The sequence below is a fragment of the Ferrimonas sp. genome (genome assembly GCF_048263965.1).
Taxonomy (GTDB): Bacteria; Pseudomonadota; Gammaproteobacteria; order Enterobacterales; family Shewanellaceae; genus Ferrimonas.
In genome coordinates, this window is record NZ_JBLXDO010000003.1 from 92,194 (window position 1) to 106,402 (window position 14,209).

At 60.9% G+C, this 14,209-nt stretch carries 12 protein-coding genes and 1 riboswitch; of the genes, 6 read left to right on the forward strand and 6 right to left on the reverse strand.

Annotated features, from left to right (window positions below; all coding sequences use genetic code 11):
* Positions 1-159: 159 nt before the first annotated feature.
* The gene (locus ACN0RV_RS04640) at positions 160-885 is read left to right on the forward strand and encodes an SDR family NAD(P)-dependent oxidoreductase (protein WP_417346014.1); all 726 of its coding nucleotides are present in this window, start codon (positions 160-162) and stop codon (positions 883-885) included.
* 63 nt (positions 886-948) lie between these two features.
* Here the strand turns inward: ACN0RV_RS04640 and ompW are convergent, their stop codons facing one another.
* From ompW to ACN0RV_RS04665, 5 genes are all read right to left on the reverse strand, one after another.
* Positions 949-1,578: an outer membrane protein OmpW gene (gene ompW / locus ACN0RV_RS04645; protein ID WP_417346016.1), complete on the reverse strand. Its 630-nt coding sequence runs from the start codon at positions 1,576-1,578 to the stop codon at positions 949-951.
* Between the two features lie 256 nt (positions 1,579-1,834).
* Positions 1,835-2,224 (reverse strand): YbaY family lipoprotein, encoded by a 390-nt coding sequence (locus tag ACN0RV_RS04650; protein ID WP_417346018.1) that lies wholly within the window; start codon positions 2,222-2,224, stop codon positions 1,835-1,837.
* Between the two features lie 56 nt (positions 2,225-2,280).
* Positions 2,281-3,642 (reverse strand): alanine/glycine:cation symporter family protein, encoded by a 1,362-nt coding sequence (locus ACN0RV_RS04655; RefSeq protein ID WP_417346020.1) that lies wholly within the window; start codon positions 3,640-3,642, stop codon positions 2,281-2,283.
* A gap of 98 nt (positions 3,643-3,740) precedes the next feature.
* Positions 3,741-3,848, reverse strand: a riboswitch (glycine riboswitch).
* 167 nt (positions 3,849-4,015) lie between these two features.
* Positions 4,016-4,879, reverse strand: coding sequence for an acyl-CoA thioesterase domain-containing protein (locus tag ACN0RV_RS04660; RefSeq protein ID WP_417346021.1), 864 nt, complete (start codon positions 4,877-4,879; stop codon positions 4,016-4,018).
* Positions 4,880-4,937: 58 nt separating this feature from the next.
* Positions 4,938-5,834, reverse strand: coding sequence for an SDR family NAD(P)-dependent oxidoreductase (locus ACN0RV_RS04665; RefSeq protein WP_417346023.1), 897 nt, complete (start codon positions 5,832-5,834; stop codon positions 4,938-4,940).
* A gap of 192 nt (positions 5,835-6,026) precedes the next feature.
* Here ACN0RV_RS04665 and ACN0RV_RS04670 point away from each other — a divergent pair, with 192 nt between their 5' ends.
* On the forward strand, positions 6,027-6,902 hold the full coding sequence (locus ACN0RV_RS04670; RefSeq protein ID WP_417346284.1) for a 1,4-dihydroxy-2-naphthoate polyprenyltransferase: 876 nt from the start codon (positions 6,027-6,029) through the stop codon (positions 6,900-6,902).
* A gap of 149 nt (positions 6,903-7,051) precedes the next feature.
* Positions 7,052-8,740, forward strand: a complete 1,689-nt coding sequence (locus ACN0RV_RS04675; protein ID WP_417346025.1) for an NAD-dependent malic enzyme — start codon at positions 7,052-7,054, stop codon at positions 8,738-8,740.
* A gap of 64 nt (positions 8,741-8,804) precedes the next feature.
* On the opposite strand, the gene ACN0RV_RS04680 is transcribed toward ACN0RV_RS04675, so the two are convergent.
* Positions 8,805-10,754 carry a propionyl-CoA synthetase gene (locus ACN0RV_RS04680; protein WP_417346027.1) on the reverse strand — a complete coding sequence of 650 codons (1,950 nt, stop codon included), beginning with the start codon at positions 10,752-10,754 and terminating at the stop codon, positions 8,805-8,807.
* Positions 10,755-10,886: 132 nt separating this feature from the next.
* Here ACN0RV_RS04680 and ACN0RV_RS04685 point away from each other — a divergent pair, with 132 nt between their 5' ends.
* From ACN0RV_RS04685 to ACN0RV_RS04695, 3 genes are all read left to right on the forward strand, one after another.
* Positions 10,887-11,294 carry a MerR family transcriptional regulator gene (locus tag ACN0RV_RS04685; protein ID WP_417346029.1) on the forward strand — a complete coding sequence of 136 codons (408 nt, stop codon included), beginning with the start codon at positions 10,887-10,889 and terminating at the stop codon, positions 11,292-11,294.
* Positions 11,295-11,379: 85 nt separating this feature from the next.
* Positions 11,380-12,549 (forward strand): isovaleryl-CoA dehydrogenase, encoded by a 1,170-nt coding sequence (locus tag ACN0RV_RS04690; RefSeq protein WP_417346030.1) that lies wholly within the window; start codon positions 11,380-11,382, stop codon positions 12,547-12,549.
* A gap of 48 nt (positions 12,550-12,597) precedes the next feature.
* Complete coding sequence (locus tag ACN0RV_RS04695; RefSeq protein WP_417346032.1) at positions 12,598-14,205, forward strand: carboxyl transferase domain-containing protein; 1,608 nt, start codon at positions 12,598-12,600, stop codon at positions 14,203-14,205.
* Positions 14,206-14,209: the final 4 nt, after the last annotated feature.

Consider the following 14,209-nt stretch of genomic DNA (forward strand, 5'->3'; position numbering starts at 1 on the left):
ACATCTAGACGGCTACAACTCCAGAGCTCCAAGTTAACCACGGACGTGATCCTGACCCGGTTCTCTCCGGTAGGACGTGGATGGTGTTAACACTTTGGGAACAGATATTTACAGCCGGAACTGCTATGATCCCGCTACCAGACACATTATGAAGACATCATGAGCCAACTCTCTGCCATTATCATCGGCGCCAACGCGGGTCTGAGCCAAACCCTGGCCCAACAGCTGGCCGCCGAGGGGATCCGTCTAGGCCTGATGGCCGCGAACCTCTCCGCCCTGGACTCTCTGCTGCAACAGCTGCCCGACAACACCCTGTGCAGCGAGATCGATATTTTCGATCCCACTCAGTGCCGTCAGGCGCTGAACGACCTGTGGCAGCAGTTGGAGGGGGCTCAACTGGTGATCATCAATACCGCTGCCAACCACCAGGAGCTGGAGCTGCCCTGGGAGGCAGACAAGATGGTATTGGATGTGAATGTTACCGGCTTCACCGCACTGGCCAACGGCGCCTTTGCCCTGTTCAGGGATCAGAAATATGGTCAGTTGGCGGCCATCACCTCCATCGCCGGGGAGCGCGGCGGTGCCAGCAGTGCCTTCCACGCCAGCAAGGCGTTTCAGCAAAACTACCTGCAGGGGCTGAGACTCCACGCCCAGCGCCTGAAACTGCCCATCACCATCAGTGACCTGCGCCTGGGTTACATCGACAAGATGCAGGCCCGGGGCAGCAAGGCCTGGGGTGCCCCCCTGGAGGTCGTCTCCCGCCAGATTCTGGCGAATCTCAAGAAGGCCAAAGCCACCAGCTACGTCACCCGGCGTTGGCGCATCGTCTCCTGGATTGGCCGGCTGCTGCCGGAGTTTATCTACAACAAGCGCAAGTACCGCTGAAGGGACGCCAGAATGACAAACGCCGGCATAAGCCGGCGTTTTTTCTGCTTTGGCGCTAGCAAATCAGAACTTGTAACCCACGGACACCATGTAGACCCAGGGGTCAATGTCGGTTTCGATGCTGACGGAATCGCCACCCAGTTTGAAATCGACATCAGTCTGAATGTCGAGATACCAGATGGAGGCGTTGATCAACCAGTTGTCGTTCAGCTCATAATCGATGCCCACCTGAGCCGCCAGGCCCCAGGAGTCGGACAGTTCCAGATCGGTCAGGGCGCCGTCCAGGTCGTTTGTGAACTCCTCATCCCAGAAGTAGGTGTAGTTGATGCCGGCACCGATGTAGGGACGAATCTTGTCGCTGCCAAAGTAGTACTGGGCCATCACAGTCGGTGGCAGGTGAGTCACTTCGGCGATATTACCGATACCGGGCAGACCCACGTCGTGCTTGAAGGGGGTGGCGGCCAATACTTCCACCGCCCAGGCGTCGGTCAGCATGTAGGTAAAGTTCAGGCCCAACTGGCTGTTAGAGTCGACGGAAAACTCACCGTTACCGGCGACATCCTCAGAGGACTCGTCTGGAGACACCTGCGCCCAACCGGCACGAACGATAAAATCGCCCGCCTCACGAGCGGCAAAAGCGGGGGCAGAGAGGGAGGCCAGAACCAGGGCAGAGATCAGGGTTTGCTTCATCATTATGTTTCACTCCATGAATAGTCGGAAACCAAATTAAAACGTTTTTCCAACAAGTTGCGACGGACTGTACCAATTAAGGGGTAGTCATTTTTTGATCTACAACATGGTTTGACCAGCTATTTGCGCCCTATCACCTTTCAGCGAATCTGAAAAGCGACAATCATCACGCACAGCCAACAAAAAGGGCGCCGTGAGGCGCCCTGGTGCAAATCTTGCGGATAATAAGTTTCATTCCAAATGAAGGGTTTGACTCAAATCACCTCGGCCTTTCCATGGAAACGGTTACCACATTCTCGCCGTTATTGATCACCGGGAATCGCTCGTAACTTTGCAGCAACAACCGGTCCTCCAACTTCACCATGGCCACCACCAGGTAATCCGCATCCTCGTGTATCGCCTCGCGGGGCAGCTGGAACTTAAACAATACGGGCAGTTTGGCCACGGTAAAATGCTTCTGAGCAAGAATGGCCCCCCGCACCTTGGCGTCGATGATCGCCACGGTAAGTTCGGCGCCCTTGGGCAGCAGGGACACCCCTTCTGCGCCAGCCACGCCGGTCACAGTCACCAGTTCAGATTCGGTGTCTCCAACGGTGACACAGCCGCTTAGGGTTAGGGAAAACAGCAAGATACTGAGGATTCTCAACATAAAAAAGGCTCCTTGGTTCAGGAGCCTTTATATCAAATCCAGGTTGTCTAGGCCATTTAGCCCACCTGGGGTTGTACCGCCATCGGTTTGCGAGCCTCGAAGTAGGCCAGGGTGTCGCCCACCACCTCTTTGCGCAGCAACAGCAGAGCGATGAGGTTAGGCACCGCCATCAGGCCATTCACCACGTCCGCCAGCAACCAGATCATATCCAGTTGCAGCAGGCCGCCCACGGCCACCAGGGCGACGAAGGCCCAGCGATAAGGCAGACGAGCCCGCTCACCCCAGAGGAAGAGTACGGCACGCTCGCCGTAGTAGTTCCAGCCCAGGATAGTGGTAAAGGCAAAGAACAGCAGGGCCAGGGTGATCACCTGCTGCCCCACTGTGGCCGACAGGCCTGAGGTGAAGGCGGATGACGTCATGGCGGCCCCGGCCAGCTCCCCCTGCCAGGCGCCGGTCACCACCAGGGCCAGTCCGGTCAGGGTACAGATGATGATGGTATCGAAAAAGGTCCCCGTCATGGACACCAGCCCCTGCTCCACCGGAGAGTTGGTGCGCGCCGCTGCCGCCGCCATGGGCGCACTGCCCAAGCCGGATTCATTGGAGAACACCCCACGGGCGATACCGAACTGGATGGCCATCATCACCGTGGCACCGGCAAAACCACCACCGGCCGCCTGAGGCGTGAAGGCCGCTTCCACCACCAGGGCGGCAGCCGCAGGCACCGCCTGCCAGTTGGCGCCCAGCAGCATCACGCAAGCCACCACGTAGAACAGCGCCATGGAGGGTACCAGGGCGGTGGCGACCGCAGCGATTCGGCGTACTCCACCCAGAGTCACCATGGCCACCAGCACCGCCAGCAGACTCATGGACACCCAATCAGGCACCGAGAAGGCGATGCGGGCGCCATCGACAATGGCATTCACCTGGGGGAAGGTACCGATGCCGAAGAAAGCCACACCAAGGGTAAAGAAGGCAAACATCTTCGCCAGCCACGCCTTACCTGTACCGTGCAGGATATAGTACATGGGGCCGCCCACCTGCTGGCCGCGCTCATCTTGGCGGCGATATTTTACCGCCAGCATGCACTCGGCGTACTTGGTGGCCATGCCGGCAAAGCCAGCCATCCACATCCAGAACAGGGCACCTGGACCGCCCAGCTTGATGGCGGTCGCCACCCCGACGATGTTACCCGTACCTATGGTGGCGGCCAGAGCGGTGCACAAGGCGGAGAAGGAACTGATGTCGCCCTGGGCATCCCTGGGCTTGAGCATCAGGCCTATGGCCATGGGCAGGCGACGGACCTGCATCAGTTTGAGCTTCACGGTGAAGTAAACCCCGGTCCCCACCAACAGGATCAATAGCGGTGGACCCCACACCCAGCTGCTGAGGGTGGAAAGGGCAGTATGTAGTTCGTTCATTTGATGTCTTCCTCAGTGCGACAACTAAAATACACAGAGGAGAACCATGCTTGAGAAACGGATCGATGATCCGTCCTGAGAAAGGAGGTAAAGCGTCTATCTTGCACCCTGTCCTTTTGCCTGAGCGTTTGACCACCGTCTCCCAAGGGAGCGCGGGGCTTGCGCCTTCGGCGTCCAAGTCAATGGAACTCTCCAGAGGCCCGTCCAGTAACAGTCCATGCCGGCCAAGCCGACGCCTGAAAGATTTACTTCTTCGGCGGACGCAGAGCGTCTCTCTCCTATTACCTTCATCCGGGATTCCGCTTTCGCGGAACGACAAACTCTATCAAAAAGCGCGCCATTAAGGCGCGCTTTTTTGGTGAGATAACTCACACTATCGTGATTTCTGCCTAAGCAGCCCTTCCTGGGCAGTGGAAGCCACTAACTCCCCGGCCTGATTAAAGATCTGTCCCCGTACCAGTCCCCGGGAATTGATGGCGTTGGGGGAGTCCACGGTGTAGAGCAGCCACTGGTCAAACGCCACCGGGCGATGGAACCACATGGAGTGATCTATGGTGGCCATCTTGATGCCCGGTGTCAGGAAAGAGACGCCGTGGGGCTGGGCAGCGGTCACCAGGAAATTGAGATCCGAGGCGTAAGCCAGCAGGTGACTGTGCAACACCGGTGCCGCTGGCAGGGTACCGTTGGCCCGCATCCACATATGACGGACCGGTTCTCTTGGGGTCGGCTTCAACGGGTTGATGGGATCCACCGGGCGGATCTCTATGGAGGTGTTGTTCAGATAGATATCCAACACCGCATCCGGCACCTTGCCGCGCATTCCCTCAGCCAGCTGAAACTGGTTGGGCAAGGTCTCGGGCCCCGGCACCTGGGGCATCTGGGCCTGGTGATCGAAACCCGGCTCCAGGTGGTGGAAGGAACCGGTCAGGTGGAAAATGGGGCGGCCATGCTGAATGGCGCTGACCCGTCGGGTGCTGATAGAACCGCCGTCGCGCATATTCTCCACTTCGTAGATCACCGGACGGCTGAGGTCTCCGGCACGCAGGAAGTAGGAGTGGAAAGAGTGAATCTCCCGGGCCGAATCTACGGTGCGGGTGGCCGCCGCCAGTGCCTGGCCGAGCACCTGCCCGCCAAACAGGTGACCGAAGCCCAGATCTTCGCTCTGGCCCCGGTACAGCCCCTCTTCCAACTGCTCCAGGTCCATCACCTGAAGCAGGGTATCGAGAGAATTGGACATTGATGGGTCCCAATTTCAGTGACAAAGGCCACAGGGTACCCAAGGGCGCGACTCAGGGTCAACGCTGAAACAGGCGCCTGACCCTCTCTCTAAAGGAGGGGTAGGGGGTAACCACAGATTCCGAGTCCAGCTCGTCCCAGGCCAGGCATAACTCTTCCGGTCGCAGATTCTCCGGCTTCAGCCGGATGCCGTGTGTTTCCACGGTTCTGGCCAGGGTAAACTGCCCCGCTGCCGCCGTCAGTGTCGCCCCGTTTGGGGCATCCCGCGACAACAGATAGAGCAGGGCTGGGACCACGGCGCTGATCTGCAACTTCTGATGCTGGTCGGTGGTAAACAGTTTCTCCACCATCCGGGTGGAGGCCGATGGACACAGGGCGTTGCAGCGGATCCCCACCTCATCCATCCTCTGGGCCACCGACAGCATGAAACCACGATTGGCCATCATGCTGGCGCCGTAGCCGCCCAGGTCCCGATCGCCATAGAGGCCGGAAAAGCCGCTGCACACCACGATGTGTCCCTTGTTGGCCATAAGCTGTTCCATGGCCGCGTGCACCAGGTTCACCGTGCCAAAGTGGTTCACCTCCATCATCCGCCGGTACTCCTCCAGGTCGCAGGGCGCCTGTTGGGGAATGAGGATGCCGGCACAGGCCACCACAGAATTAATGCGACCAAAGTGGTCAATGCCAGCGGCAAGCGCACCGGAGAGCGCCTGATGGTCGGTGACATCCACACACATCGGCAGGGCTTCGCCATCCAGGTCCCGAATCAGGGTCGCCACCTCATGCACCAGGGTCGGGTCGCTGCCCTGTCCCCGGCTGTCACAGCCGTTATCCAGCAGCAGCAGCTTGGCACCACGCTCAGCCAATGCCAGAGAGAAGGCGCGTCCCAGCCCACGACCGGCGCCACTGATGGCAACCACCTGATCATCAAAGCGAATTGAGCCCGTATCCTTCATCCCTGTCCTCCTGACAAATTGGTGTAACCCCTTTTTAAAACAATGGGTTAATCCTTGTACAATTGCCAGGGTAAAACCGGCTCCGATACTGGATTCTCTACCGGGATCACACCGCCCTGCTGAAGACGATGAATCTCCTCGCTTTAGAGGTACAATAATGCGGTCATAACCAAATCAAGAGCCCCTATGAAACTGAGTTACTGGATGATGGCGATTCGCCCCCGCACCCTACCCGCGGCCATCGGGCCCATTCTGGTGGGCAATGTGCTGGCTTTCTATCATCAGGACTTTTCCGCCCTGGTTGCCTTTGCCTCCATGGTCTGCGCCGTGCTGCTGCAGATTGGGGTTAACCTGGCCAACGACTACTTCGATTTCAAATCCGGCGTGGACACCGATGAGCGCCTGGGTCCCACCCGAGTCACCCAGCAGGGCCTGCTCTCTGCCAGCGCCGTGCGCAATGGCATGATCCTCTCCCTCACCATTGCCACCCTGATTGGCCAATACCTGATCTTTGTGGGGGGCTGGCCCATCGCCTTCCTGGCACTGTTCGCCCTGGCCGGCGCCCTGTGCTACTCCGGCGGCCCCTATCCCCTGGCCTCCCATGGCCTGGGCGAGATCGCCGCCTACGTCTACTTCGGACTGGTGGCCGTCGTCGGCTGCTACTTCATCCAGACCGGCACCACGGACGCCAGTGCCTGGCTGCTGGCCAGTGCCGTGGGCCTGCTCAACGCCGCCATCATGCTGGTGAACAACACCCGGGATCGCACCACGGACATCAAGGCGGGCAAGAACACCCTGGCGGTACGCCTGGGTCTGGAGCGCTCCCAACTGCTCTACCAGATGCTGATCGCCGCCCCCTACCTGATGGTAACCCTGGGCTGGTTGATGGGGATGCTGCCCGGCGCCACTGTGGCCGCCTGTGCCGCCTCCATCCCCATGGCCAAGGCCCTGGCCATGGAGTTTGCCAGCACCGAGGGCGCCGCCCTCAACCCGCTGCTGGGCCGCACCGCCAAACTCACCATGATCTTCTCCGGACTGGCTTCCGGCGGATTGCTGCTGGCGCTCTGAGGCTTGAATACGGCACTCATCAGGGGCTCAATTGAGCCCCTTTTTTGTGGCGCAAAACTTATTTCCCCATAAGCAGTGATCTGGGTCACGGCGGGCCGTCAATTGAGGTACACTATGCAAGGTCTAAAACAACAAACAAAATCATGCCGATGGAAGACAATAAACGCCCCCTATATATCCCCTATGCCGGTCCCGTGCTACTGGAGACCTCCCTGCTGAACAAAGGCTCCGCCTTCAGTGAGGAGGAGCGGGAAGCCTTCAACCTCAACGGCCTGCTGCCCCACGCCATCGAAACCATCGAGGAACAGGCAGAGCGGGCTTACCAGCAGTTCCAGCACTTCACCAACAACATGGACAAGCACGTCTACCTGAGAAACATTCAGGACACCAACGAGACCCTGTTCTATCGTCTGGTGAACAATCACATCAGTGAGATGATGCCCATCATCTACACCCCCACCGTCGGCGAGGCCTGCGAGCAGTTCTCCAACATCTATCGCCGCGCCCGGGGCCTGATGCTCAGCTACCCAAACCGGGACAAGATCGACGATATCCTCAACAACGCCACCCGCCACAATGTCCGGGTGATTGTGATCACCGATGGTGAGCGGATTCTGGGTCTGGGGGATCAAGGCATTGGCGGCATGGGGATCCCCATCGGCAAACTCTCCCTCTACACCGCCTGTGGCGGCATCAGTCCCGCCTACACCCTGCCCATAGTGCTGGACGTCGGCACCGACAATCCGCAGCGGCTCAATGACCCCATCTACATGGGCTGGCGCAACAAGCGCATCTCCGGCGAGGAGTACGACGCCTTCGTCGAGGAGGTGCTCAGCGCCGTGCAACGACGCTGGCCCGACGCCCTGGTGCAGTTCGAAGACTTTGCCCAGAAGAACGCCATGCCCCTGCTGGAACGATACAAAGACCGGCTCTGCTGCTTCAACGACGACATCCAGGGCACCGCCGCGGTCACCGTCGGCTCGCTGCTGGCCGCCTGTAAGGCAGCCGGTACCCAGCTCAAAGAGCAGACCGTCACCTTCCTCGGCGCTGGCTCTGCCGGTTGCGGCATCGCTGAAGCGATCATCGCTCAGATGGTCTCCGAGGGCCTGGAGGATGCTGAAGCCCGGGCACGGGTGCATATGGTGGACCGCTGGGGCCTGCTGCAGGAGGGGATGCCCAATCTGCTGCCTTTCCAGCAGAAGCTGACCCAGAGCCTGGAGAAGACCCAGGGCTGGAGCGAAGAGGGCAGCGGCGTCTCCCTGCTGCAGGTGATGGAGCACGCCAGGCCCACCATCCTCATCGGCGTCAGCGGTGCCCCGGGGCTGTTCACCGAAGAGGTGATCCGCACCATGCACAAGCACTGCCCCCGCCCCATCGTCTTCCCCCTGTCCAACCCCACCCGCCGGGTGGAGGCGATGCCGGAAGACATATTGCGGTGGACCGAGGGTCAGGCCCTGGTGGCCACCGGCAGTCCCTTCGATCCGGTGATCCTGGATGACGCCAGCTACCCCATCGCCCAATGCAACAACAGCTACATCTTCCCCGGTGTCGGGCTGGGCGTGCTGGCCTGCAAGGCGGAGAGGGTCACCGACAACATGCTGATGGCCTCCAGCCGTGCCCTGGCGGAGTGCTCCCCCCTGGCCAACGACGGAGAGGGTGCCCTGCTGCCCCCCCTGGAGGAGATCCAGGAGGTCAGCAAGCAGATCGCCTTTGCCGTGGCCCAGGCGGCCATGCGCGATGGCGTCGCCAAACTGATGAAGAACGTCGACCTCAAGGACAAGATTGAGGGGATGTTCTGGCAGCCGGAATACCGCCGCTACAAGCGCACCAGCTTCTGATCCCCCAGCAAAAAGAAAGAGGTGCCTGATGGCACCTCTTTTTCTATGGGCTGCTGACGCAATCCTAGGAGAGGTCCAGCACCGGCTGCTCCGGCGTGTTCAGGCCCATCTGAGCCAGGGCCTGGCTGATCACCAACAACGCCTGAGGGTCCTCGATGGTGGCCGGAGTCTTCACCGCCTCACCATTGGCGATCTTGCGCATGGTCCCGCGCAGAATCTTACCCGAGCGGGTCTTGGGCAGCTTCTCCACCACCCCCACCAGCTTGAAGGCGCCCACCGCCCCCACCTCGGCGCGCACCAGGGCCACCAGCTCCTTTTTGATGGTCTCAAGATCCTTGTCCATCCCCTGCTTGAGCACCACCAGGCCCAGTGGCAGCTGCCCCTTGAGGCTGTCGTTGATGCCGATCACCGCCGCTTCCGCCACCGCGTTGTGGTGGGACAACACCTCCTCGAAGCGACCGGTGGAGAGTCGATGGCCTGCCACGTTGATGATGTCGTCCACCCGCCCCATCACATAGAGGTACCCCTCCTCATCCATATAGCCGGCATCACCGGTGAGGTAGTAGCCTGGATAGCGGGCCAGGTAGCCATCGCGGTAGCGATCGTCATTGTTCCACAGGGTCATCAGGGTCCCGGGAGGCAGAGGCAGTTTGATGGAGATGGCGCCGCTCTGATTGGGTGCCACCTGGGTACCCTCCTCATCCAGTACTTCCACCTGATAACCGGGGACCGCCAGCGCCGGGGAACCCGCCTTGATGGGCAAGGGGGCGATGCCCATGGGGTTGGCACAGATGGACCAGCCGGTCTCGGTCTGCCACCAGTGATCCACCACCGGCACCTTGAGCATGTCCGCTGCCCAATTCAGAGTATCCGGGTCACAGCGCTCTCCCGCCAGGAACAGCGCCTGCAGAGAGCTGATGTCCACTCCCTCCAGCAGGCTGGCACCGGCGTCGAGCCGTTTGATGGCGCGAATGGCGGTGGGCGCGGTAAAGAAGGACTTCACCTTGTACTTGTCGATGATCCGCCAGAAGGCGCCGGCGTCCGGTGTGCCCACAGGCTTGCCCTCGTAGAGGAGGGTGGTGGCCCGGGCCAGCAGCGGCCCATAGACTATGTAGGAATGCCCCACCACCCAGCCCACGTCGGACGCCGCCCAGAACACGTCACCGGGGTCGATGCTGTAGATCGCCTTCATCGACCAGGCCAGCGCCACCGCATGACCTCCATTATCACGCACCACCCCCTTGGGGCGGCCGGTGGTGCCTGAGGTGTAGAGAATGTAAAGGGGATCATCGGCCGCCACCTCCACACAGGCAGCCGGCTCGGCGCTGTCCACCAGCCCCTGCCAGTCGAAGTCCCGTCCTGTCTGCAACTCCGCCTGACACTGGGGGCGGGCAAAGATCACCGTACTGTCCACCTGGTGTTGAGATTGGGCCAGGGCGGCATCCAGCAGAGGCTTGTAGGGGATCACCCCGGACGGTTCGATGCCGCATGAGGCGGAGATCACCAGCTTGGGCTGGGCATCGTCGATGCGGCTGGCCAGCTCCGGCGGGGCGAAGCCGCCAAACACCACGGAATGGATCGCGCCCAACCGGGCACAGGCCAGCATCGCCACCGCGGTCTCCGGGATCATCGGCATGTAGATCACCACCCGATCCCCCTTACCAATGCCCAGCCCCTTGAGGGCCCCGGCAAAGCTGGCCACCTGCTGCTGAAGTTCGCCATAACTGACGGCGCGCTCGACGCCGGTGACCGGGCTGACATAGTGAATGGCAGTCTGCTCACCAAAACCCGCTTCCACGTGGCGATCCACCGCGTTGTAGCAGGTATTCAGGGTCGCGTCCGGAAACCAGCGGTAGAAGGGAGCCTGGCTGTCGTCCAGCACCCGATCCACCGGCTTCATCCATGTAATTGTCTGGGCAGCCTGGCTCCAGAACCCCTGAGGGTCCTGCCACGCCTGCGTCTGCATCTGTCTGACCTTATCCAACGGCATCTTTGCCTCCCTGGTCGAATTCACACTCTCTCTTGAATTTGTATCAAAAGGGAGAGCTGTGCCCCATTCGACCAAGGGCTAACACCCCCTTAACAACTTTACCTTTACGTAAACTTCCTATATGGTGAACGGAAGTGATTTTAGACCGGTACCACCATGACTCAGAACCAAGAAAAGAGCAGCGTGACCTACTCCATCAGCGATCTGGCCCGTGAGTTCGACATCACCACGCGCAGCATCCGCTTCTATGAGGACCAAGGCCTGCTCAGCCCCGGCCGCAGGGGGCAGACCCGCATCTACAGCCTGCAGGACAAGGTGCGCCTGAAACTGATCCTGAGGGGCAAACGCCTGGGCTTCTCCCTGGCGGAAACCGGTCGCCTGTTTGATCTCTACGACGCCGACAAGAGCAGCGGCACCCAGTTGCAAACAATGCTGGAATTGATCGAAACCAAGAAGGCCGATCTTCAGCAACAGATGGACGACATCAAGGTGGTGATGATGGAACTCAGCTCCGCCGAACAGCAATGTAAGCAGGCACTGGAAGAGCTAACCGCAGAAACCTAGTGTTTCACACATAACAAGCGGTCCCTCTTTTTGCGGCCGGAGTGCCGCCAGTCTTGCTGCCCACAAGGACCCAAGGGGAGAAGATATGAGCCTTTACCAAACCAATTTCAACTTTGGCTTGGACGATACGCTGGAGATGCTGCGAGACTCGGTACGGGATTTTGCCCAGGCCGAAATCGCACCTCTGGCCAGTGACATAGACCAGAGCAACACCTTTCCCAGCCACCTGTGGCAAAAGATGGGCGAGATGGGGCTGCTGGGGATCACCGTCTCCGAGGAGTACGGCGGCGTCAACATGGGCTACCTGGCCCACGTCATCGCCATGGAGGAGATCTCCCGGGCCAGCGCATCCGTCGGCCTCTCCTACGGTGCCCACTCCAACCTGTGCGTCAACCAGATCCACCGCAACGGCACCGAGGCACAGAAAGCCAAGTACCTGCCCAAGCTGGTCAGCGGCGAGCATGTGGGTGCCCTGGCCATGAGCGAACCCAATGCCGGTTCCGATGTGGTCTCCATGAAACTCACCGCCCGCCTCGAGGGTGACCACTATATTCTCAACGGCAACAAGATGTGGATCACCAACGGTCCAGACGCCGACACCTATGTCATCTACGCCAAAACCGACCTGAATGCCGGCCCCAAGGGGATCACCGCCTTTATCGTCGAGCGCGGCACCCCAGGCTTCACCCAGGCCCAGAAGCTGGACAAGCTGGGCATGCGCGGCTCCAACACCTGTGAACTGGTGTTCCAGGATGCCCCTGTTCCGGTGGAGAACGTCCTTGGGGGCGTGGGCAAAGGGGTCAACGTGCTGATGAGCGGCCTGGATTACGAGCGGGTCGTGCTTTCCGGCGGCCCCCTGGGGATCATGGCCGCCTGCCTGGATCAGGTGGTGCCCTACATCCACCAGCGTGAGCAGTTCGGCAAGGCGATCGGCCAGTTCCAGCTGGTCCAGGGCAAGGTGGCAGACATGTACACCCGCTCCAACGCTTCCCGCGCCTACGTCTACGCCGTGGCTCAAGCCTGCGATCGCAGGGAGACCACCCGCAAGGACGCCGCCGGAGCCATCCTCTACTCCGCCGAACTGGCCACCCAGCTGGCCCTGGATGCCATCCAACTGCTGGGGGGCAACGGCTACATCAATGAGTACGCCACCGGCCGCCTGCTGCGGGATGCCAAACTGTATGAGATCGGCGCCGGCACCTCTGAAATTCGCCGTTTCCTCATCGGCCGCGAACTGTTCAACGAAACCGACTGATCCCATGGAGCGGGGCCCCTGGGCCCCGCCAGTTAAGGACTGACTAACGTGACCATACTCCGTTCCAGCATCAATCGGCAGGATGCGGGCTTTGTGGCCCGTCACAATGCCATGGCGGATCTGGTGGCCGATCTCAAGGCCACTCTGGACGCCATTCTTCCCGGGGGCAACGAGCGTGCCCGCAGCAAACATCTGGGCCAGGGCAAGTTGCTGCCTCGCCAACGGGTCGAGCGACTGCTTGATCCCGGTGCCCCCTTCCTGGAGTTAAGCCAGTTGGCAGCCCATGGCTGCTACGAAGACAATGTCCCCGCCGCCGGGGTGATTGCCGGCATCGGCCGGGTCTGTGGGGTCGAGTGCATGATCGTCGCCAATGACGCCACAGTAAAAGGGGGGACCTACTACCCTCTCACCGTCAAGAAACACCTGCGGGCCCAGGAGATCGCCGAGAAGTGCCACCTGCCCTGCATCTATCTGGTGGAGTCCGGTGGCGCCTTCCTGCCCCGCCAGGATGAGGTGTTCCCGGACAAGGACCACTTCGGCCGCATCTTCTACAACCAGGCCAACATGTCCGCCAAGGGGATTCCGCAGATCGCCGTGGTGTTGGGCCTGTGTACCGCCGGGGGCGCCTACATGCCCGCCATGGCGGATGAATCGATCATCGTCCGGGAGCAGGGCACCATCTTCCTGGGGGGCCCGCCACTGGTGAAGGCGGCCACCGGCGAGGAGGTCACCGCCGAGGAGCTCGGCGGCGGCGCCGTGCACACCCAGATCTCCGGCGTGGCCGATCACCTGGCGGAGAACGACGAACACGCCTTGCAACTGGCCCGCCAGTCGGTGGCCCGTCTCAACCACAAACGTCAGCAGGCTCTGGCGGATGCCCCCATCCTGCCGCCCCGCTACCCCAGTGATGAGCTCTACGGCATCGTCGGCAGCAACCTCAAGCAGCCTTTCGAGGTGCGGGAGGTGATCGCCCGACTGGTGGATGACTCCGACTTCGACGAGTTCAAGGCCGGCTATGGCGCCACCCTGGTGTGTGGCTTCGCCAAACTCTACGGCCAGCCGGTGGGGATCCTGGCCAACAACGGCATCCTCTTCTCCGAATCGGCCCTCAAGGGCGCCCACTTCATCGAGCTGTGCTGCCAACGCAACATCCCCCTGCTGTTCCTTCAGAACATCACCGGGTTCATGGTGGGCAAGAAGTATGAGCACGAAGGGATCGCCAAGCACGGCGCCAAACTGGTGACCGCGGTCTCCTGTGCCCGGGTGCCCAAGTTCACCGTGGTGATTGGCGGCAGCTACGGCGCCGGCAACTACGGCATGTGTGGCCGCGCCTATGACCCCACCATGATGTGGATGTGGCCCAATGCCCGCATCTCGGTGATGGGCGGCGAGCAGGCCGCCAACGTGCTGGCCCAGGTGCGCACCGATGCTCTCGCCCGCAAGGGGGAGAGCTGGAGCGAGCAGGCCCAGACCGACTTTAAGCAACCCATAGTCGAGCAGTATGAGCGCCAGGGACACCCCTATTACGCCAGTGCTAGGCTGTGGGACGACGGCATCATCGACCCGGCCCAGACCCGAGAAGTGGTGGGGCTGGCCCTGACCGCCGCCATGAACGCCCCGGCCCAAGAGACCCGCTACGGCGTGTTCCGCATGTAAGGAG